Annotated in this window: 19 protein-coding genes and 1 pseudogene; 10 read left to right on the forward strand and 10 right to left on the reverse strand. The window is 69.3% G+C overall.

Annotation, left to right across the window (positions count from 1 at the left end; genetic code table 11):
• Positions 1 to 8: 8 nt before the first annotated feature.
• From QM732_RS20935 to QM732_RS20970, 8 genes are all read left to right on the forward strand, one after another.
• On the forward strand, positions 9 to 1265 hold the full coding sequence (locus tag QM732_RS20935; RefSeq protein ID WP_415658025.1) for a multifunctional CCA addition/repair protein: 1257 nt from the start codon (positions 9 to 11) through the stop codon (positions 1263 to 1265).
• Between the two features lie 136 nt (positions 1266 to 1401).
• The gene (locus QM732_RS20940) at positions 1402 to 2619 is read left to right on the forward strand and encodes an efflux RND transporter periplasmic adaptor subunit (RefSeq protein WP_415658026.1); all 1218 of its coding nucleotides are present in this window, start codon (positions 1402 to 1404) and stop codon (positions 2617 to 2619) included.
• Positions 2620 to 2633: 14 nt separating this feature from the next.
• Positions 2634 to 5774: an efflux RND transporter permease subunit gene (locus QM732_RS20945; RefSeq protein ID WP_415658027.1), complete on the forward strand. Its 3141-nt coding sequence runs from the start codon at positions 2634 to 2636 to the stop codon at positions 5772 to 5774.
• Between the two features lie 2 nt (positions 5775 to 5776).
• Positions 5777 to 7156: an efflux transporter outer membrane subunit gene (locus QM732_RS20950; RefSeq protein ID WP_415658028.1), complete on the forward strand. Its 1380-nt coding sequence runs from the start codon at positions 5777 to 5779 to the stop codon at positions 7154 to 7156.
• A 1-nt stretch (position 7157) separates the two neighbouring features.
• Complete coding sequence (locus QM732_RS20955; protein ID WP_415658029.1) at positions 7158 to 8120, forward strand: alpha/beta hydrolase family esterase; 963 nt, start codon at positions 7158 to 7160, stop codon at positions 8118 to 8120.
• A 131-nt stretch (positions 8121 to 8251) separates the two neighbouring features.
• Entirely contained in the window at positions 8252 to 8710 is a 459-nt protein-coding gene (locus QM732_RS20960) for a thioredoxin family protein (protein WP_415658030.1), read from the forward strand.
• A complete protein-coding gene (locus tag QM732_RS20965) occupies positions 8707 to 9843 on the forward strand; it encodes an MFS transporter (protein WP_415658031.1) in 1137 nt (378 codons plus the stop codon). Before QM732_RS20960 ends, QM732_RS20965 begins: the two co-directional genes overlap by 4 nt.
• Positions 9844 to 9901: 58 nt before the next feature.
• Complete coding sequence (locus tag QM732_RS20970) at positions 9902 to 10696, forward strand: alpha/beta fold hydrolase (RefSeq protein ID WP_415658032.1); 795 nt, start codon at positions 9902 to 9904, stop codon at positions 10694 to 10696.
• Between the two features lie 192 nt (positions 10697 to 10888).
• Here the strand turns inward: QM732_RS20970 and QM732_RS20975 are convergent, their stop codons facing one another.
• The 6 genes from QM732_RS20975 to QM732_RS21000 form a co-directional block, all read right to left on the reverse strand.
• Positions 10889 to 12256, reverse strand: coding sequence for an ATP-binding protein (locus tag QM732_RS20975; RefSeq protein WP_415658033.1), 1368 nt, complete (start codon positions 12254 to 12256; stop codon positions 10889 to 10891).
• Complete coding sequence (locus tag QM732_RS20980) at positions 12256 to 12915, reverse strand: response regulator (RefSeq protein WP_415658034.1); 660 nt, start codon at positions 12913 to 12915, stop codon at positions 12256 to 12258. The genes QM732_RS20975 and QM732_RS20980 overlap by 1 nt, the downstream gene beginning before the upstream one ends.
• Before the next feature lie 92 nt (positions 12916 to 13007).
• Entirely contained in the window at positions 13008 to 13754 is a 747-nt protein-coding gene (locus QM732_RS20985) for a phosphatase PAP2 family protein (protein ID WP_415658035.1), read from the reverse strand.
• A 232-nt stretch (positions 13755 to 13986) separates the two neighbouring features.
• Positions 13987 to 15060, reverse strand: coding sequence for a FecR family protein (locus QM732_RS20990; RefSeq protein ID WP_415654696.1), 1074 nt, complete (start codon positions 15058 to 15060; stop codon positions 13987 to 13989).
• 53 nt (positions 15061 to 15113) lie between these two features.
• Entirely contained in the window at positions 15114 to 15608 is a 495-nt protein-coding gene (locus QM732_RS20995; RefSeq protein ID WP_415658036.1) for an RNA polymerase sigma factor, read from the reverse strand.
• Positions 15609 to 15613: 5 nt separating this feature from the next.
• Positions 15614 to 16237, reverse strand: a complete 624-nt coding sequence (locus QM732_RS21000; protein ID WP_415658037.1) for a hypothetical protein — start codon at positions 16235 to 16237, stop codon at positions 15614 to 15616.
• 142 nt (positions 16238 to 16379) lie between these two features.
• On the opposite strand from QM732_RS21000, the gene QM732_RS21005 reads away from it, so the two are divergent.
• Entirely contained in the window at positions 16380 to 16643 is a 264-nt protein-coding gene (locus QM732_RS21005) for a helix-turn-helix domain-containing protein (RefSeq protein WP_415658038.1), read from the forward strand.
• 106 nt (positions 16644 to 16749) lie between these two features.
• Here QM732_RS21005 and QM732_RS21010 read toward each other — a convergent pair whose 3' ends face one another.
• Both QM732_RS21010 and QM732_RS21015 read right to left on the reverse strand, forming a co-directional pair.
• Positions 16750 to 17550 (reverse strand): PEP-CTERM sorting domain-containing protein, encoded by an 801-nt coding sequence (locus tag QM732_RS21010; RefSeq protein ID WP_415658039.1) that lies wholly within the window; start codon positions 17548 to 17550, stop codon positions 16750 to 16752.
• Between the two features lie 165 nt (positions 17551 to 17715).
• Positions 17716 to 18102 (reverse strand): DUF3597 domain-containing protein, encoded by a 387-nt coding sequence (locus tag QM732_RS21015; protein ID WP_415658040.1) that lies wholly within the window; start codon positions 18100 to 18102, stop codon positions 17716 to 17718.
• A gap of 188 nt (positions 18103 to 18290) precedes the next feature.
• Between QM732_RS21015 and QM732_RS21020 the strand changes: the two are divergent.
• Positions 18291 to 18401: pseudogene (locus tag QM732_RS21020) on the forward strand (IS5/IS1182 family transposase); the annotation flags it as partial.
• Positions 18402 to 18501: 100 nt separating this feature from the next.
• Here QM732_RS21020 and QM732_RS21025 read toward each other — a convergent pair.
• Together QM732_RS21025 and QM732_RS21030 are read right to left on the reverse strand one after the other, a co-directional pair.
• Positions 18502 to 18921 carry a hypothetical protein gene (locus QM732_RS21025; RefSeq protein ID WP_415658041.1) on the reverse strand — a complete coding sequence of 140 codons (420 nt, stop codon included), beginning with the start codon at positions 18919 to 18921 and terminating at the stop codon, positions 18502 to 18504.
• 161 nt (positions 18922 to 19082) lie between these two features.
• The gene (locus QM732_RS21030) at positions 19083 to 19586 is read right to left on the reverse strand and encodes a hypothetical protein (protein WP_415658042.1); all 504 of its coding nucleotides are present in this window, start codon (positions 19584 to 19586) and stop codon (positions 19083 to 19085) included.

Consider the following 19586-nt stretch of genomic DNA (forward strand, 5'->3'; position numbering starts at 1 on the left):
ATGCGGCAATGCCCCAATTCCAGACCTATCTCGTCGGTGGCGCCGTGCGCGACCGCCTGCTCGGCCTGCCGGTGCAGGACCACGACTGGGTCGTCGTCGGTGCGTCGCCCCAGGACCTGCTGGCCGCTGGCTACCAGCCCGTGGGCAAGGATTTCCCCGTCTTCCTGCATCCCGCCACGCACGAGGAAGTGGCCCTGGCCCGGACCGAGCGCAAGACCGCCGCGGGCTACCACGGATTCGCCTTCCACACGGCACCCGACGTGACGCTGGAGCAGGACCTGGCGCGCCGCGACCTGACCATCAACGCGATGGCAGAGGACAAGGCCGGCCAGGTCATCGACCCCTACGGCGGCCGGCGCGACCTGCAGGACAAGGTGTTGCGCCATGTCTCGCCCGCCTTCGCCGAGGACCCCGTGCGCATCCTGCGGCTGGCCCGCTTCGCCGCGCGCTTCGCCGACTTCACCGTGGCACCCGAGACCGTCGCGCTGATGCGCTCGATGGTGGCCGCCGGCGAGGTGGACGCGCTGGTGGCCGAGCGCGTCTGGCAGGAGCTCTCGCGCGGCCTGATGGAAGGAAGGCCCTCGCGCATGATCGAGGTGCTGCGCGAGGCCGGCGCGCTGGCCAGGCTGCTGCCCGAGGTCGAGGCACTGTTCGGCGTGTCCCAGCCCGAGGCCCATCACCCGGAAGTCGACACCGGATTGCACCTGCTGATGGTCCTGGACCAGTGCGCCCGGCTGGCGGCGCCGCTGACCGTGCGCTACGCCTGCCTCTGCCACGACCTCGGCAAGGGCACCACGCGCAAGGAGGAGCTGCCCCGGCACATCGGCCACGAGGGCCGCAGCGAGAAGCTCGCCCGTGGCGTGAGCGCGCGCTGGAAGGTGCCGACCGACTGCCGCGAGCTGGCCGAGCTGGTCGCACGCGAGCACACCCATGTGCACCAGAGCCAGGGCTTCAGCGCCGAGGCCCGGCTGCGGCTGCTGGAGCGCTGCGACGCCTGGCGCCGGCCCGAGCGCTTTGCCGAACTGCTGTGGGCCTGCGAATGCGACGCCCGCGGCCGCCTCGGACTGGAGGAGCGCGACTACCCGCAGCGCGAACGCCTCATGGCCGACCTGCGCGCAACCCAGGGCGTGGACCTCGCCGCTGCCAGCGCCGAGGCCATCGCGCGCGGGGCCAAGGGGCCGGAGATCGGGCGCGCCGTGCAGCGCGCCCGGCTGCAGGCCCTGCACGCTTCGCCCCTGGACAACGTGACTTCTGTCCAGGACTGACGCGGCCCGGCGCGGGCCCGGGGCTTTGCGTTGCTTCACCAACACGTGTCTTGACGCCTCGCTACAGTTGCCGGTTTTGCCCTAACGGCCAACGGCGGCGGGGCAGGCCCACCGGCAATCGAACAAGGTCACAAAGATGAAGTTGGCATGGGGTAGCAACGTCCGCATGGGCGCGATGGTCGTCCTGAGTACCGGGTTGGGCGCCCTGCTGGCGGGCTGCGGCCAGTCCAGCAGCCCGACCACGCCGGCCGCACCGCCGCCGCCCGAGGTGGGTGTCGTCACCGTGGCGCCGGGCCGGGCCGACCTGGCCACCGAGCTGCCGGGCCGCCTGGAGGCCTTTCGCGTCGCCCAGGTGCGCGCCCGCGCCGCCGGCATCCTGCAAAAGCGGCTGTTCATCGAAGGCAGCGACGTGAAGGCGGGCCAGGCGCTGTTCGAGATCGACCCGGCACCCTATCGCGCCACGCTGGCCAGCGCCCAGGCCCAGCTCGCGCGCGCCGAAGCCAACCTCACGCAGGCCCAGGCGCTGGCCGACCGCTACGCGCCGCTGGCCAAGACCCAGGCCGTCAGCCAGCAAGAGGCACTGAACGCCCAGGCCGCAGCCCAGCAGGCGCGCGCCGACGTGGCTGCCGGCAAGGCCGCCGTGCAGACCGCGCAGATCAACCTCGGCTACTCCGCCGTCACCGCACCCATCGCAGGCCGCATCGGCCGCGCCCTTGTCACCGAAGGCGCACTGGTGGGCCAGGGCGAGGCGACGCCGCTGGCCGTCGTGCAGCAGGTCGACAAGCTGTATGTGAACTTCACGCAGTCTGCCGCCGAGGTCATGCGGCTGCGCCAGGCGCTGGCCGAGGGGCGGCTGCAGCGCGCCGGCGGCAAGGAAACCGCGCAGGTCCAGGTGCTGCTGGAGGACGGCAGCATCTACCCCGAGACCGGCAGGCTGCTGTTCTCCGACCTCAGCGTGGACACCACCACCGGGCAGATCACGCTGCGCGCCGAGCTGCCCAACTCCAAGGGCCTGCTGCTGCCCGGCCTGTACGTGCGGGTGCGCCTGGCGCAGGCCGAGGTGGCCGACGCCATCTGGCTGCCGCAGCAGGCGGTGGCACGCGGCTCGACGGGCGAGAGCGTGCTGGTCGTGGCCGAGGACGGCGGCGTCAGCGCGCGGCCCGTCAAGCTCGGCCTGGCCCAGGGCGGCAAGGCCCTGGTGCTGAGCGGCCTGAGGGCGGGCGAGAAGGTCGTCGTCGACGGCCTGCAGCGCGTCAAGGCCGGCGGCAAGGCGCGGCCCGTGCCCTGGGTGCCCGCGGGCGCAGCCCCGGCTGCGGCGCCAGCGACCGCCCCGGCCTCCGCCGCATCGCGCTGAGGACCTGACCCACCATGGCGCAGTTTTTCATCGACCGACCCATCTTCGCGTGGGTCATCGCCCTCTTCGTCCTCGTCATCGGCGGCGTGGCAGTCACGCAGCTGCCGATCTCGCAGTACCCGCCCGTGGCACCGCCGTCCATCGTGCTGTCGGTGACCTATCCCGGCGCCTCGGCACAGACGCTGGAGGACTCCGTCATCAGCGTCATCGAGCGCGAGATGAACGGCTCCCCCGGCCTCATCTACATGGAGGCCGTGGCCCAGGCCGACGGCACGGGCTCGCTCACGATGAGCTTCGACCCCGCCACCAGCCCCGACCTGGCGCAGGTGGACGTGCAGAACCGGCTGGCCCGCGCCACGCCACGCCTGCCGGCCGCCGTCATCCAGCAGGGCGTGCGTGTCGACAAGGCCAATCCGAACTTCCTGCTCTTCATCATCATGTCGAGCGACAACCCGGCGTTCGACCCCATCGCGCTGGGTGACTACGCAGCGCGCACCGTACTGCCCGAGATCCAGCGCGTGCCCGGCGTCGGACAGGGACTGCTGTTCGGCACCGAGCGCGCCATGCGCATCTGGCTGGACCCGGCGAAGCTGGTGGGCTTGCGCCTGGCACCCGCCGACGTGAACGCCGCCATCCAGGCCCAGAACGCCCAGGTCAGCTCCGGCTCCATCGGTGACCTGCCCAACGTGCCGGGGCAGCCAGTCGCTGCCACGGTGGTCGTGCGCGGCCAGCTCGCCAGCGTCGAGCAGTTCGGCAACATCGTGCTGCGTGCCAATGCCGACGGCTCGACCGTGCGGCTCAAGGACGTGGCCCGCATCGAGCTGGGCGCCGACAGCTACACCGGCCGCTCCACGCGGCTGAACGGCAAGCCCTCCGTCGGCGTTGGCGTGCAGCTCGCGCCGTCGGCCAACGCGCTGCAGACGGCCAAGCTCATCAAGCAAAAGCTCAAGACGCTGGAGCCCTACTTCCCGCAGGGCGTGAAGGCCTCCATCCCCTTCGACAGCTCGCTGTTCATCGACATCTCCATCTCGCAGGTCGTCGAGACGCTGATCGAGGCCGTGTTCCTCGTGTTCCTCGTGATGTTCCTGTTCCTGCAGAACATCCGCTACACGCTGATCCCGACGCTGGTCGTGCCCATCGCGCTGCTGGGCAGCTTCGCCACGCTGCTGGCCCTGGGCTTCTCCATCAACGTGCTGACCATGTTCGGCATGGTGCTGGTGATCGGCATCGTGGTGGACGACGCCATCGTGGTGGTGGAGAACGTCGAGCGCATCATGAGCGAGGAGGGCCTGTCGCCCTACAAGGCCACCAAGAAGGCCATGGGCCAGATCTCGGGCGCCATCATCGGCGTGACCGTGGTGCTGATCTCGGTGTTCGTGCCGCTGGCCTTCTTCAGCGGCTCCATCGGCAACATCTACCGCCAGTTCTCGGCGGTGATGGTCAGCTCCATCGCGTTCTCGGCCTTCATGGCGCTGTCGTTCACGCCGGCGCTGTGCGCCACGCTGCTCAAGCCCGTGCAGGCCGGCCACCACCTGGACAAGCGCGGCTTCTTCGGCTGGTTCAACCGTGGCTTCAACCGCACGGCCAAGCGCTACGAAGGCGCGGTGGCCAGGCTCATCCACCGCGCGGGCCGGTCCTTCTTCATCTATGCCGCCGTCATCGCGGCGGCGGTGCTGATGTTCCAGCGCCTGCCCACGTCCTTCGTGCCGAACGAGGACCAGGGCAACATCCTCGTCAACATCCAGCTGCCGCCCGGCGCCACGCAGGCGCGTACGCTGGAGGTCGTGAAGCAGGTCGAGGACTACATGCTCAAGCAGCCCGAGGTGGAGAGCATGGTCGGCGTGGTGGGTTTCAGCTTCGCCGGCTCCGGCCAGAACGCGGGCCTGGCCTTCGTCACGCTCAAGCCCTGGGACGAGCGCCATGGCGCCGAGCATTCCGCCCAGGGCCTGGTGTCGCGCGCCTTCCCCGAGCTGGGCAAGATCCGCGACGCGGTCATCTTCCCGACCAGCCCGCCCCCCATCCGCGACCTGGGTCGCGCCAACGGCTTCGCGTTCCGCCTGCAGGACCGCAGCGGCCACACGCGCGCCGAACTGCTGGCCGCGCGCAACCAGTTGCTGGCAGCCGCCGCCAAGAGCCCCCTGCTGACCGCCGTGCGCCCAGACGGCCTGGAAGACGCCGCCCAGCTGGAGCTGAGCATCGACCGCGAGCGCGCGATGGCGCTGGGTCTGAACATCAGCGCCGTCAACGCGGTGCTGGGCACGTCGCTGGGCTCCAGCTACGTGAACGACTTCCCCAACACCGGCCGGCTGCAGCGCGTCATCGTGCAGGCCGACGCGCCCGCACGCATGCAGCCCGAGGACCTGCTCAAGCTCAACGTGCTCAACAGCGCCGGCCAGCCGGTGCCGCTGAGCGCCTTCGCCAGCAGCAAGTGGATCACCGGCGCGATGCAGACGGTGCGCTACAACGGCTACGCCGCAATGCGCATCGCCGGCGAGCCGGCCAAGGGCGTGTCCACGGGCGCGGCCATGGCCGAGATGGAACGCCTTGCCGCCGAGCTGCCAGAGGGCTTCGGCTACGAGTGGACGGGCCAGTCGCGCGAGGAAAAGCTCTCGGGCTCCACCGCCTTCATCCTGTTCGGCTTCTCGCTGCTGGCCGTGTTCCTGTGCCTGGCCGCGCTGTACGAGAGCTGGAGCATCCCGATGGCCGTGCTGCTGGTCGTGCCGCTGGGCATCTTGGGCGTGGTGCTGGGGGCCAACCTGCGTGGGCTGGAGAACGACGTCTACTTCAAGGTCGGCATGATCACCATCATCGGCCTGTCGGCGAAGAACGCGGTGCTCATCATCGAGTTCGCGAAGGACCTGCACGCGCAGGGCCGCGACCTGTTCGAAGCGGTCGTGGAGGCCGCGCACCTGCGCTTCCGCCCCATCCTGATGACGTCGCTGGCCTTCATCCTCGGCGTGCTGCCGCTGGTGCTCGCGAGCGGCGCCGGCTCCGCCAGCCAGCGTGCCATCGGCACCGGCGTGATGGGCGGCATGATCACCGCGGTTGTCTTCGCCGTCTTCCTCGTCCCGGTCTTCTTCGTCGTCGTGCGCAAGCGCTTCCCCGGCAGCGAGCGGCAGCACCGCCACGATGCCCACCTGCCCCAGGAGGACTGAGCATGAAAGCCACCCTCAGTCTCATCGCTCTGGCCACGTTGCTCGCCGCCTGCGCGGGCCCTGAACCCAGGCGCCCCGTCGCGTCCGAGGCCGCCGCTGCCGCAGTGCCAAACGCCTTCCCGCAGGCAGGCGGCGCGGGCGGAGCCGCCGCGGTCGAGCTGCCCTGGGCCCAGGCCTTCAAGGGAGAGCGACTGCAAAAGCTCATCCCGCTGGCGCTGGCCAACAACCGCGACCTGCGCATCGCGGCACTCAACATCGAGACCGCCCGCGCCGCGGCCGCCGCACGCGACGCCGACCTGTGGCCCACGGTCAACGCCGGCCTCAACGGCTCGCGCACACCCACGGCCGCCGGCGGCATCAACAGCCTCTACCAGGCCGGCCTGCAGGTCTCGGCCTACGAGCTCGACCTGTTCGGTCGCCTGCGCGGCCTGAGCGCCGCCGCCGCGGCCCAGGTGCTGGCCGCACAGTCGGCGCAGCAGGCCGTGCGCACGGCCCTTGTCGCCGGCGTGGCCAACGCCGAGATCGCACTGCAGGCCGACGAGGCGCTGCTGAAGATCACGCGCGACACGCTGGCCTCTCGCGAGCAGTCGCTGTCGCTGACCCGCCAGCGCTTCGAGGGCGGCGTATCCGCCGAGATCGACCTGCGTACCGCCGAGTCGTCGTGGCAGGCCGCGCGCGCCGTCTACGCCCAGGCGCAGCGCCAGCGCCAGCTCGACGAGAACGCTCTGGCGCTCTTGATCGGCGGTCCGCTGCCGGCCGACCTGCCCGCACCCACCGGCGACCTGGCCGACTTCGAGCCGTTGGCCGAGTTGCCCGCAGGCCTGCCGTCGGAGGTGCTGACGCGCCGCCCGGATATCCGCCAGGCCGAGTTCCAGCTCGGCGCGACGGACGCCAACATCGATGCCGCCCGCGCCGCCTTCTGGCCGCGCATCACGCTGACCGGCAGCGTCGGCACGGCCAGCGGCCACCTGTCGGACCTGTTCAAGAACTCGGCCTGGAGCTTCGCGCCGTCGCTGGTGCAGCCGCTGTTCGACGCCGGGCGCAACCGTGCCAACCTGGAGAGCGCCCGCGCGTCCCGCGACATCGCGCTGGCCCAGTACGAGAAGGCCATCCAGACGGCCTTCCGCGAGGTCGCGGATGGCCTGGCCGGGCGCGCCACGCTGGCCGAGCAGCGCGCTGCTCTGGCCGCACAGGTGGACGCCGAGACGCGCCGCCTGAACGCGGCCGAGCAGCGTTACACGGCCGGCGTGTCCAACGCGCTGGACCGGCTGGATGCGCAACGCTCGCTCTTTGCCGCCCAGCAGACGCTGGTGCAGGTGCAAAGCCAGCGCGCGCAGAACCTCGTCGCGCTGTACCGCGCCCTGGGCGGCGGAGGCAGCTGAAGTGCGCGGCCTGCTGGTGCTCGCCATCGCCCTGGCCGCGCTGCTGCCCGCAGCGCAGGCCGAAGGGACGATGCGCGAGCGCATCAAGGCCCGTCTCGAGGAGCGCCGCGCTGACAAGGGCGGCCTGCAGGAACTCCAGGTGCAGGGCCGCAAGGTACTGCTCCACCTGCCAGCCGGCTATGACGCGGCCCGGCCCGCGCCACTGGTACTGGCCTTCCATGGCGGCGGCGGCAATGCCGGGCACATGGCCGACGACGCCAACTACGGCCTGCAGAAGAAGGCCGACGAGGCCGGCTTCGTCGTCGCCTTCCCCAATGGCTACAGCAAGCTGCCGGGCGGCCGCTTTGCAACCTGGAACGCTGGAGGCTGCTGTGGCGACGCACGCGACCGCGGCAGCGATGACGTGGGTTTCGCCCGCGCCGTCGTCTCAGCCATCCAGGGCCGCTACAGCATCGATGCCAGCCGCGTGTTCGCCACCGGCATGTCCAACGGCGGCATGCTCAGCCACCGGCTCGCCTGCGAGGCGGCGGACGTCTTCCGCGCCGTCGCTGCCGTTGCCGGCACGGATGCGACGTCCAGCTGCGCGCCGTCCCGGCCGGTCTCGGTGCTGCACATCCATGCCAGGGACGATGACCACGTCCTCTTCGGCGGTGGCGCCGGCCCGAACGCCTTCCGCGACGAGAGCAAGGTCATGACCTTCGTGTCGGTGCCCGAGACGATGTCGCGCTGGGTGCAGCGCGACCACTGCACCGCGCCGCCGCAGCGCACGCTGGACAAGCCCGGGGCCTACTGCGAGGCCTACGGCAGCTGCAGCGGCGGCTCCCGCGTGCAGCTCTGCGTGACCGAGACCGGTGGTCACTCCTGGCCCGGCGCAGCCAGCGTGCGGCGCGGCAAGGAGCCCGCGTCCCAGGCCCTGGACGCCAACGACGTCATCTGGCGCTTCTTCGAACAGGCCTCCCGCTGACCCGTCGCGTGATCCTGCACCTCCCCGTTCCCACAATCGCGCCCCACAGCCATCGCCATGCAGGAATTCTTGACAACGTTGTCAAATCCCATGCATGATGCAATGAAAGCGCTTTCAAATCTCGCCGTACCATGCGTTTCCTGACTGCTTCCCTGCTTCTCGCCACCAGCCTTGCCGCCCACGCCGGACCGCCCGCCATCTATGACGAAGGCGTCGACGCCAAGGCCGCCATCCGCGCCACGCTGGCCGAGGCCGAGAGGGCCAGCCTTCCCGTCCTCGTCGTCTTCGGCGCCAACTGGTGCGGCGACTGCCGCATGCTGGACGCCACCTTCAAGCACGGCCCCAGCGCCCCGCTGATCGCCAAGGCCTTCAAGGTCGTCAAGGTCGACGTGGGCCGCTTCGACCGCAATGTCGACATCGCCGAGAGCTACCGCGTGCCCCTGAAGAAGGGCATCCCCGCCGTCGCCGTGCTGTCGCCCCAGGGCAAGCTGCTCTACGCGACCGAGGGCGGCGAGCTGGCCGACGCGCGCAAGATGGGCGACCAGGGCGTCTACGACTTCTTCACCCGCATCAGCGCGTCCGCCAAGTGACGCCGGTCGTCGGTGCGTCGCGCGCATTGCGCGCGCAGTTCTTCGTCCTGGGCGTACTGTTCGCGACCTGGGGGGTGCATGTGCCCACCGTCAAGGGCCACTACGGCCTCAGCGAGCAGACCCTGGCCATCGCGATGCTGGCCAGCGGCGCCGGTGCGCTGATGGCCCTGGCCCAGGCCGGCCGCATCGTCGGCCGCTGGGGGCCGCGTGCCGTGGCCGCCGCCATGGGCGTGCTGTGCTGCGCCTCCATCGCCTGCCTGCTGGCCTGGCCGGCCTACGCAGCCCTGCTGGCCGTGATGCTGGTCTTCGGCATCACCGGCAGCCTGTTCGACGTGGCCTTGAACACCGAGGCCACCGAGATCGAGCGCCTCGCGGGCAAGCCGCTGATGAGCGGCTTTCACGGCATGTTCAGCCTGGGCGGCATGGCCGGCGCCGGCCTGGGCAGCGCTGCACCTGCGCTGGGCCTCTCGCCGCAGTCGCACCTGCTGCTGGCCACCGGCGTCGGTGCGGCCATCGTGCTGCTGGCCAGCCGCGCCATGCTGCCCGTGCCGAAGCACGAAGGCGGCGAGAAGCACCCGCTGAGCCTGCCGCGAGGCCCACTGGTGCTGCTGGGCCTGCTGGCGTCCATGGGCCTGATCGCCGAAGGTGCGATGTACGACTGGAGCGTGCTGTTCATGAAGCAGGAGCGTGCCAGCGAGGCCAGCACGGCGGCCCTGGCCTACGCCAGCTTCAGCGGCGCGATGGCGCTTGGCCGCTTTGGCGGCGACTGGGTGCGCGCCCGCATGTCCGGCACGCGGCTGATGCGCGCCAGCGGCGTGCTCGCCGCTGCCGGCATGGCGCTGGCGCTGGCCGTGCCCTCTCCCCTCGTCGCGCTGCTTGGCTTCGCGCTCGTGGGCCTGGGACTGTCCAACGTCGTGCCGGTGCTGTTCAGCGCGGCCTCCCAGGTGCCAGGGGTGTCGCCGGCCCACGGGATTGCGGCCGTGTCGGGCGTGGGCTATCTCGGCATGATGGCCGGCCCACCGCTGATCGGCCTCATCGCCGAGCACTCGTCGCTGACCGCCGGACTGGTTGTCGTCGTCGCGTTCGCAACCTTCATGGCCTTCTCGGCACGACGGGCGATGCGGGGGCACTGACCCCGCCATGGCCGGCAGCGCCCGCCCGGGGTGCCGCCGGGCCTAGGATGGCGGGCTCATGCGCATCGACGACCACTGGATTGACCATCAGGACGGCAGGCTGTTCGCGCGGTCATGGACGCCGCGCGCCGCGACGGCTGCCGTGCCCATCGTGCTGCTGCACGACTCGCTGGGCTGCGTGGCGCTGTGGCGCGACTTCCCCGCCGCCCTTGCCGAGGCCACCGGACGGCGCGCCTTCGCCTATGACCGGCTGGGCTTCGGTCAGGCCGATGCGCGCACAGGCGCGATGCCGCTGGACTTCGTCGCGGAGGAAGCAAGGCGCTTCTTTCCGGTGGTGCTGGAGCAGCTCGGCATCGAGCGCTTTGCCGTCTTCGGCCACAGCGTGGGTGGCGGCATGGCCGTGCACTGCGCGGCAGCAATGCAGGCACGCTGCGTGGCGCTAATCACGGAGTCTGCGCAGGCCTTCGTCGAGGACCGGACAGTACGTGGACTGCTGGCCGCCCGGGAGCAGTTCCAGGAAGCCGGGCAGATGCACAAGCTCGCCCGCCACCACGGCGACAAGGCCGCATGGGTGCTGGAGGCCTGGCTGGGAACCTGGCTGAGCCCGCAGTTCGCGACATGGTCGCTGGCGGAGGTCCTGCCCAGGGTGACATGCCCCGCGCTGGTGATCCACGGCGCCGACGACGAGTACGGCTCGGCGCGCCACCCCGAGATGATCGCCGAGCTGATCGCCCGCTCGACCGGGGCGCAAGCCCGTATCGAGCTGCTCGCGGACACCGGCCATGTGCCGCATCGCGAGCAGCCCGAGGCGCTCATCGCTGCGGTGCGCGACCGGCTGGCGGCCCTGGCTTGAGCCCATCCTTCTCGCCCTGATGCCGCGCCGTGATGCCGGTCGGGCCAAGCGGATCCGCCGCAAGCGACAGTACTGCTCCACGACGCTTGCCGGCCAGCTGAATCAACCGATTCGTCACCGGCGAACTACCGGCGAAGTGCCCGCAAACTAGCCACGATCAGCAGCACCCGACCGAGCCGGGGCTGGCTGCATTCAGGTAGACCTCTGCTCCACGAACGGGGGAAACACCACGCGCACCTCCAGCCCCGGCCCGCCTTCGCGGTCCAGGAGCCGCACGGCAGCGCTATGGCGCTGCGCGATCGCCTTCACGATGGACAGGCCGAGGCCGCTTCCGTCCTGCGCGCGCTCCGACGGCACCGGCTGCTCGCCGCGGTAGAACCGGTCAAACACCCGTTCCCGCTCCGCGGCGGCAATGCCCGGCCCCGTGTCCCGCACGAACAGTACCGGCCGGCCATCCTGCAGCGCGGCCCCCACGTCGACGACACCCCCCGCCGGCGTGTAGCGCAGCGCGTTCTCCACCAGGTTGTTCAGCAGCACGACCAGCTGATCGGCGTCACCCATCACGGGCACGGGACCGTGCAGCTCCGCGCCGAGATCGATCTGCCAGGACTCCGCCTTCGCATTCAGCGCCTCGACCACCTCGCGGACCATGACGCCCAGATCCAGCGGCACCAGCGCGGACAGCTGTGCCTCCGGCTCCGTGCGCGCAAAGTGCAGCAGCTGTTCGATCAACCGTTGCGCGCGGTCGATGCCCTGCTGCAACTCCGCCATCGCGGCCTGCTTGTGGACGTCGTCGGGGCTGCGATCCAGCAGCTGCAGCTGCAGGCGCAAGGCCGTCACGGGGCTGCGCAGCTCGTGAGCCGCATCGGCAAGGAAGCGCCGCTGCGCGGTCATCGAGTCATCCAGCCGCGCCATCAGCCCGTTGATGGCATGCACCATGGGCGCAAGCTCCCTGGGCAGCGGCGTGCCTTCGATGGGCCTGAGCGACGCGGCGCTGCGGCTCGCGACGTCCCGGGCCGCCTCGTCCAGCGGCCGCAGGCCGCGCCGCAATCCGAAGATCAGCAGCACGCCGATGCCCGCCGCCAGTAGCAGGAGCGGTGGCAATATGTGCGTCGCCGACTCGCGGGCCATCTCGCGCCTTGAAGAGATCCTCTGCGCCGCCTGCGACGCACCGGCGCGATGCCGTACCGTGTAGACGACCCATTGCTCGTCGCCCACCTTCAATCGCGTGAGGCCCTCCTGGCCGATGAGGGGCATGTGCACCTGTCGGTTCGACGAGTACAGCAGCCTCCCGCCCGAGTCCCATGCGAACGTCGCGATCTCCGTTTCCTCCGACCCGGGCGCCTGCAATGGCACTTCCCCACCGAACGGCGCCTGGCGGCCGAGGCCGTTGACCTGCTGGTAATGCGCCAGGCTGGTGGCCACGTTCCTGAGGTCTTCGTCGAAGACCTCGCTCATCTCCTCGAGGATGAATGCGTACGCCACCCCCGCGACGAGCGCGGTCCCCAGCGCGAACGCACCCGAGATCCACGCAAGCAGCGCGCGCTCGATGGAGCGCATCAGTCGCTGGCCACGCGGTAGCCCACGCCGCGCACGTTCTTGATGGCCGCGCTGCCCAGCTTGCGGCGCAGGTTGTGCAGGTGCACCTCGATGGCGTTGCTGGCCACCTCCTGCCCCCAGCCGTAGACAGCCTCTTCCAGGCGTTCGCGGGACAGCACGGCGCCGGGCTTCTGCATCAACGCCTCCAGCACGGAGAACTCGCGCGCCGACAGCTCCACCGGCTCGCCCGCCTGGGTCACCCGCCTGCTCACCGGATCCAGCATCAGCTCGCCTCGCTGCAGCACCGGGTTGCCGCTGCCGGCATGACGGCGCAGCAGCGCGCGCACGCGGGCCACCAGCTCGTCGAGGTCGAACGGCTTGAGCACGTAGTCGTCGGCGCCGGCCTCCAGTCCGGCGATGCGGTCGCGAACGGTGTCACGCGCCGACGCGATCAGGACGGGCAATGCGCTGCCGCCGGCCCGCAGGTGCTTGAGCAGCGTCATGCCGTCCCCGCGCGGCAGCCCGAGGTCCAGCACCGCCAGGTCGTACACGCCGTTGGACAGGGAAAGCTCCGCGGCCCTCCCGTCGGTGACCCAGTCCACGGCGAAGCCGGCCTGGCGCAGGCCCTCTCGCACCGCGCGACCGATCATCGTGTCGTCCTCAATCAGCAGCAGTCGCATGGGTCCTGGAGGTTCGCCTTGGCGCACATGGGCCAGGGCGCGATCTTCGCTCCAGATGGCCCTCGGCGGCCCGGGCCAAGCCGCGCAAGGCTTCAGGGCAGCGACCTCGAGAGCATGGGTTGCACCAGCCCCCTGCCTGCCTGCGCGCCATGCCACGTCACCGCACTGACCACCCAGCAGATCCACGCGGTCCACAGGGAATGGCTCAGATAGTGGGCGCCGCGCATCATCTGCACCCAGCCCAGCACGAGTCCGACGGCGAGGACGACCGTGAGGAAGACGCGGGCGGCACGAGGAGCATGGTTGCGCAGCGCAAACCATCCCGGCAGCAGCGAGAAGGCCGTCGACGCGTGGCCCGAAGGAAAACAGCCGCCCGGCCCGCCATCGCGGACTCCAAGCAGCCAGTGCGGCACGTAGCGCGCGGCCTCACCGCCGAACTCGACCAGCGACCAGGGGCAGCTCGTGGCGCTCGAACGCTTCAGCAGCGCGATGAGCGCGACGCACAGCAGGGTCGTCAGGATCCACTGCACCCGCTCGCGCCGTGGCAGCTCAGGCACCAGCAACCGCGGCCGCCAGACGCTGAGCAGCAGCAGCGCCAGGAAGAGCCATCCGATCGCCCGGGCACCATCGTGGAACAGGCTCGCCGTCAGCCATTGATCCCGCCACGCAAAGCCCGCCGCGGTGCCATACAGGCGCGCCAGCGGCAGGTCCAGCCCCGACACCTCCCACACCGCCAGTGCGATCAGCGCCAGGGCAGCCAGCAGTGCATCAGACCGCGCCTCGGACAGCACGCCACTGCGGGCCGGGCCAGGCCGGGAAGTTCGCGGCGTGGAGCTCACCCGCGCGCTCCGACGTATCTCGCAAGGCCAGCGGTCAGTGACACAGCGCCTGCCACCGGTCGGTGGACTGTGTCCGATGGGTTTTTCGGCAGGCTTTCGGGAAAGTGATGCGTGGCAGCTTGGATCACCGGGACACGAGCGCAGCAAGGAAGCTGGCCAGTGTTGGCGCCGAGCACTTAAAGGCGACTTAAGGCCACTCCGGCAGCCCTCGCCTCGCCGCCGCGCTATCTGCCTATCTGCTGGCCAGCTCCACGCCCCCGTCGCGCGGCCGCACGACCAGGCCATGCAACCTCGCCACCGCTTCCGCAAAAGCCCGGTTGTCGCCGGTGCGATACGTCCCGCTGACGCGCAGCACGCCCAGAGCCTGCGGGTCGGCGAGCGTGATCTGCACGGCGCTGTAGCGGTTCATGTCGGCGATGGCCTCCGGCAGCGTGACGTCGCCCAGGTCGACCAGTCCGCGCTTCCAGGCCAGCAGCCGGTCCAGCGGGGGACGGTCCAGCTGTGCCTGCTCCGGCTCCGCCGGCCCCTCCTCGGCACGCCCCGCCCCGGCAGACCCCATCCCGGCAGGCCCCAGCTCCGCGCGCCCCGCCGGCCTGGGCAGCCGGCGCACCTGCAGCCGCTCGCCAGGCTTCATGACCACCGTGTCGCTCAGGACGTCCCGCACGGCGCGGCCCGAGCGCTGCACGAGCACCTGCCCCTCGAGCAGCGTCACGCCGAACACCCCGCCACCGGCCTGTGCCGGCGGCGTGGAGCGGACCAGGAAGGCCGTCCCCGTGGCCACGACCTTGGCGTCGGACACGCCGACCACGAACGGCCGGCCGGCATCCTTGGCGACTTCGAACAGCGCCTCGCCGCGCTCGACCGTGACCTCGCGCAGCGCGTCCGTCAGCTTCACGCGGATGTCGGTGGCGGTGTTCAGCGTCAGGCGGCTGCCGTCGGCCAGGACGAGCTGCCGCTGCTCGCCCACGCCGGTGCTGTAGGTGTCGCCGGCCCCACGAAACATGCCCAGCACGCCCAGCACGGCAATGACGGCCACGCAGCACGGGACCGCGACCGCCAGCGCCACGCGCGTGCCCCGGCCCCGCCATGACCACTTGCCCGGCTGCTTGTCGATGGCCGCCTGGACCTGCTCCCGGGTCAGCCCGCCCACCTCCAGCCACGCATCCGTGCAGCGCTCGAAGGCCAGGCGGTGCACCGCCGAGCGGGCCTGCCACGCCAGGCATTCGAGCTCCATCGCCCGCGACCGGTCAGGGCCGTGCAGCCGCGTCACCCACACGGCCGCCTCGGCCAAGATCCTGCGCGGCACGCGCGGCTTGTCACTTGCCCCCGGCGCACCGGTGGCATCCCACGGTTGCACGGCTACCAGCCTTCCATCCAGTCCGTCAGCCGTAGTGTCGCCTTGGCCAGGTGTTCGTTGACGGTCGTGACGCTGATGCCGTGCAGCTTCGCGATCTCGACCTGGGACAGACCGTCGATGCGGCAGGCCATGAAGACCTCCCGCGTCCTCTCGCTCAAGCGGCTCACCCCCAGCGCCAGGCGAGCCATGCGCTCCCTGGCCAGCACCACGGACTCGGTGGAAGGGGCGGTGTCCACCAGCACCACCTCCTCCACCAGGACGTGCTCGCCCCGTCCCACGCCCGTGCGATAGGCATCGATGGAGAGGTTCAGCGCCGTGCGCATCAGGAAGGCCTCGGGCCGCTCGACGCTCTGGTGCTCCTCCTCGTAGCGGACCAGGCGCAGCCACGCCTCCTGCACCAGGTCCTCCGCCTCGTGCTTGGTCTGCCCGCGACGTCGCAGCACGCCGCGCACCTGCGACAGGATGTCCTGCCAGTCCTTTGCGAGCCGGGTCGCCATGGCGATCAGGCCGCTTGTGCCAGGGCCGCGCGTGCCGAGGCTGTTCGTGCCAGGACTGGCGGCGCGGCCCTCAGGCCGTAGGGCGCCGGCTTGGCACGGTCCCAGTCGTCGGCCAGAAGGTCGCGGTCCGCGCGCTGGAACGCCTGCGCGATGAAGTCGGCCGCCGCCGCGTGATCGGCGAAGGGGCCATGCTTCTTCGTGGCTCGCGACATGCGCTCCTGCAGGTGCTGCGCGGCGGTGTCGGTCCAGCGGATGGCCTGCCGCATGCGGGCGCTGGCGGCACCCGGGGCAGCGAGTTCTGCCACGGTGCGATCGCAGACCCTGGGGCACAGGCCCTTCACGGCAGCAACCAGGGCGTCGTCGGCGGCCAGCGCCTGGATGCGCTCGATGCCGCGGTCATGGAGGTCCGCCGCGATGCGCTGGGCCGTTGCCGGGCCTTCGTCGCGCCAGGCCCCGAGCACCTGGAGCTGGCCATCGGTGAAGAGGCCGAGCGCCCAGTGCCACTCGGCCGTGCCGGGCGCGCCGTCGATCCACGTCGGAACGTGCAGCTTGTCGAACTGCACCACCACGTAGCGGCAGCACAGTGCACCGTCGAACCAGTCGGGGGAATCCCAGAAGAAGTAGGTCATAGGTCGCTCCAAACGTGCTAAGCAGTTCACTCAGGCGATTGATCGGAGTCTCCTCATCGCGTGCTCCTGCTCATACGCAGAATAGACGATTTTCGTCTATTCATCCAGTCGCAGCAATGTGTCGGCCGCTTTGTGACGGCCGATGCAAAAGAACCTCCACACTCAAGACCACCAACTACTTCTGGAGCTGCTTGTTGAGCTGCGCAACGCGGCGCAGCTAACCCAGGTTGGGCTGGCTGAAAAGCTGGCCTGGGAGCAAACGCACGTCAGCCGAGTCGAGCGAGGAGTTCGTCGTCTGGATGTGCTTGAACTACGGCGCTGGGTCAACGCACTGGGCATTTCGCTGCCTGAGTTCATCGAAATGTTTGAGCAACGGCTAGGGTCGAACACGCCACCGAGTCTCTGATTTCGTCAGGTAGATAGGCCCGCCTCCAGCCATATGCTCGCCCAGCAGCATTGCAGCCCTGGAGCCGTCTTCAATCGACGTTGCAGGGCCCCGCAGTTCGACGGGCTCAGGCCTTGCGGCGTGCCGCAAACGCGGCCAGCAGAGCAAGGCCGGCCAGCGCGTAGGTCGTCGGCTCCGGCACCGTGCCACCACCCGTCGAGTCGTTGTCGATGCTGACCATCAATCCGAGCGACTGCGTCGGGCTCGAGTAGGTGAGCGCCGTCGGCACGTTCTGGCCCGCTGTGTAGCCGTACGCCATCGTGCCGGCACCCGGCGCACTGCTGCCGCTCATGTAGAACCAGCTCTGCATGATGAAGTCCATGCCGAGCACGAGCCAATAGCTGGCACCTGCGGTGAGTTGCGCACCGCTCGTGAACTCGCCACTCGAGAAGCCGCCGAGAACGCCGTCGCCGACCATCGCCAGCGTCTGCATCTGGCTGCCAAGCACACCGGCGTCGTCAGAGAACAGCGTCATGCTGAAGTTCGGCGTGCGGCCACTGACGGCGACGGTCAGCGCGTCGATGTAGCCGCTGGCGGTGGCGGTAAAGCGCAGGCCGACGAGCGCGCTCTGATCGAACGGCGCGAAGTAGCCGCCATACAGGGCATAGCCCGAGTTGGTGTTGCCGGTGATCGAGTCATAGCTGACGATCGATGCGTGGGCGCTGCCGGCGCAGGCTGCGGCGGCGAACACCGCGGCGCAGCTCTTGAGCGGCACGTCGACACCCACCTGTCCAAGCCGGTGCAGCGCATGACCTGTGAACTGGCGCATCGCCTTGCGGATGAGCTCGTTCATGCCAAAGCGCGGCGCCTTCGGCGCAGTGGTCGCTACAGGGCTATTGCCGGGTATGGTGGCGAGTTCGGTGGTCATTTCGGGTCCTTGACAGCAGAGCGCCGACGACCTGTCGGCATGCTACGTATGGTCCCCGTCCCAGTCCGAGCACGCATCACCCTATGGAGCCATTGGCGTGCCCACGACGGGCCATGCCCACGGCTCGCCCCAGCCGCCCGAGTGACTACAAGTTCCGGCAGGTCACTAAAGCAAATCCTTCGGAATGTTGCCGCCGTTCTCGGCGAGTTTCTGCAGCACCGTCTTGTGCAGCCAGATGTTCATCTGCGCAGAGTCGCCCATCTTGTCCGCCGGGCAGCCGAGTTCCGTGGCGAGACCCTTACGCGCCTCGAAGCTGCTGTCCAGACCCAACAGCTTCAGAAGATCGACGATCGACACCTTCCAGTTGAGCTTCTGCGGGTTGGCGCTGGCCAGACCCTCCAACTTAGCGACCACATCGACCGCGGAAATGGGGACGACTGCCGGAGCCGAGGGTGCCGCAGGCGCGCTCGGCTCTGCAGCGGGCGCGGGAGCAGGCGCAGGGGCGGCCGACTTCAGCCCCAGCTTTTCAAGAATCGAACCGAACAGACTCATCGAAATCTCCTTTGAGGCAACCTGTAGCGAATCATCATAAGCACGACACGGGCGCCCGCCTTACGAACCCCTCGCTCTGACAAGCGCACGTCCGGAACGAATGCCACGACCGCCGACACAGGGCGACCGCTCTGCGAGGCTCACCGCCTTGCAAGCCACTGCACATTCCACCTCGCGCCCCTTGGCCTCCCGGCCAGACGCACGACGCCCTCGAGGGACGTGCGCGGCTCAAGCACCTGGGCAAACCAAACCAGCCGCTGCACCTGCTCATGGACCGCGCCGACGAGGGCAATGAAACCAGCCGGGCCGTATGAACGGCGCAGGCATGCTGTTCGCGGTACTACATGTCGTCGCCGACGTGTTCGATTGAAGGACTAGACATCGCCGACGAAGCTCGTGCTAGCGCACAGTCCCAGCCGCGGCCCACTCCACGAACGCCCCTTCGCTGGTCTCGTACCACATATCCTTGGCCTTGAAACGAAAGCCGTCTGACCTCTGGTCGAGTATCTCTAGCGTTCCGTTTCCCTTAATGAAGCGGAGCTTCAGGTTCGGGGGGGAACTGAACGTCTTTGGATAGAACACTTCGATGTAGTCGCCTTGCCTATTGCTGACCTCAACGGTGTCAGTCTGCCGATGCAGACCTGTGCTTGCTGATGGGCCCCAAACGTACAGCCCAACCGTCAGCAAGAGAAACGCGAGTGTGGCGACCCCAGCTTGTTTGCGGTACTGCACGTCTCTATGAGTAATGTTCGGCCAAACGGCGTAGAGAAGCGCAACCAGCGATGCAGTGCCAAAGGAGATTTGGAGGAGGTCCCACATGGAGGTAGTGCTGGAAGTGGGTTGCTGCGCTTAGCGTCGAAATTCAGTGGACCAGCCAGCGAAGCTGACGCAGGTCCGCTGCAATGAAAGGTTGAGCCGCCCGTTCAGCATACAGATCCGCAACTCCAGCATTGTCATGAGGCACACACCGCGCGAACGACCTATCGCTTGGGTTGGTCTGAAGGGACACGGCGCTTCTGAAGCCTCTTCAATTCGGGAAGCTCAGCGAACAGCATGGATGGACTCGAGCGAGAACAGGTGTTGACATCAAACGGCTTGTGAGCGGACAGGAAAAGAATCCAGCGATCGTAGGCTCCCCATTCCCAATATGGTCCACCGGGGCCGCGAGCAAGCTCTATAGCGGCCGGGGGTGTACCGCGGAGCGAAAATCCGCACGCAGCGCCGGAAATGTTGCTCCTGGTGCGGATCAGGTCGCCAGGCTTGAAGGTGCCCTTGAAGCTTGTCCGTACGCGGAGGACGCCGTCTTCAATGGGTTCACCATCCTTAGTGAGGGTGATCGTGGCGGAAACGAAATCGGCTTCGACGACAGCATGGCTGGCGCTCACCTCGGCCTCAAGTGTTGTCCGCGGCCCGCATGAACAGGCACGTGCCGCAAGCGGGGCCATGACGAACATGAACGGCGCAAACCTCAGCCAGAAATTCAT

The organism is Roseateles sp., from assembly GCF_047654805.1.
Lineage (GTDB): Bacteria > Pseudomonadota > Gammaproteobacteria > Burkholderiales > Burkholderiaceae_C > Pelomonas.

Coding starts and splice junctions, on each gene's coding strand:
- QM732_RS20935 (WP_415658025.1), top strand. CDS start 9: ATGCCCCAATTCCAGACCTATCTCGTCGGTGGCGCCGTGCGCGACCGC.
- QM732_RS20940 (WP_415658026.1), top strand. CDS start 1,402: ATGAAGTTGGCATGGGGTAGCAACGTCCGCATGGGCGCGATGGTCGTC.
- QM732_RS20945 (WP_415658027.1), top strand. CDS start 2,634: ATGGCGCAGTTTTTCATCGACCGACCCATCTTCGCGTGGGTCATCGCC.
- QM732_RS20950 (WP_415658028.1), top strand. CDS start 5,777: ATGAAAGCCACCCTCAGTCTCATCGCTCTGGCCACGTTGCTCGCCGCC.
- QM732_RS20960 (WP_415658030.1), top strand. CDS start 8,252: ATGCGTTTCCTGACTGCTTCCCTGCTTCTCGCCACCAGCCTTGCCGCC.
- QM732_RS20970 (WP_415658032.1), top strand. CDS start 9,902: ATGCGCATCGACGACCACTGGATTGACCATCAGGACGGCAGGCTGTTC.
- QM732_RS20975 (WP_415658033.1), bottom strand. CDS start 12,256: ATGCGCTCCATCGAGCGCGCGCTGCTTGCGTGGATCTCGGGTGCGTTC.
- QM732_RS20980 (WP_415658034.1), bottom strand. CDS start 12,915: ATGCGACTGCTGCTGATTGAGGACGACACGATGATCGGTCGCGCGGTG.
- QM732_RS20995 (WP_415658036.1), bottom strand. CDS start 15,608: ATGGCGACCCGGCTCGCAAAGGACTGGCAGGACATCCTGTCGCAGGTG.
- QM732_RS21000 (WP_415658037.1), bottom strand. CDS start 16,237: ATGACCTACTTCTTCTGGGATTCCCCCGACTGGTTCGACGGTGCACTG.
- QM732_RS21005 (WP_415658038.1), top strand. CDS start 16,380: ATGCAAAAGAACCTCCACACTCAAGACCACCAACTACTTCTGGAGCTG.
- QM732_RS21010 (WP_415658039.1), bottom strand. CDS start 17,550: ATGACCACCGAACTCGCCACCATACCCGGCAATAGCCCTGTAGCGACC.
- QM732_RS21015 (WP_415658040.1), bottom strand. CDS start 18,102: ATGAGTCTGTTCGGTTCGATTCTTGAAAAGCTGGGGCTGAAGTCGGCC.
- QM732_RS21025 (WP_415658041.1), bottom strand. CDS start 18,921: ATGTGGGACCTCCTCCAAATCTCCTTTGGCACTGCATCGCTGGTTGCG.
- QM732_RS21030 (WP_415658042.1), bottom strand. CDS start 19,586: ATGAATTTCTGGCTGAGGTTTGCGCCGTTCATGTTCGTCATGGCCCCG.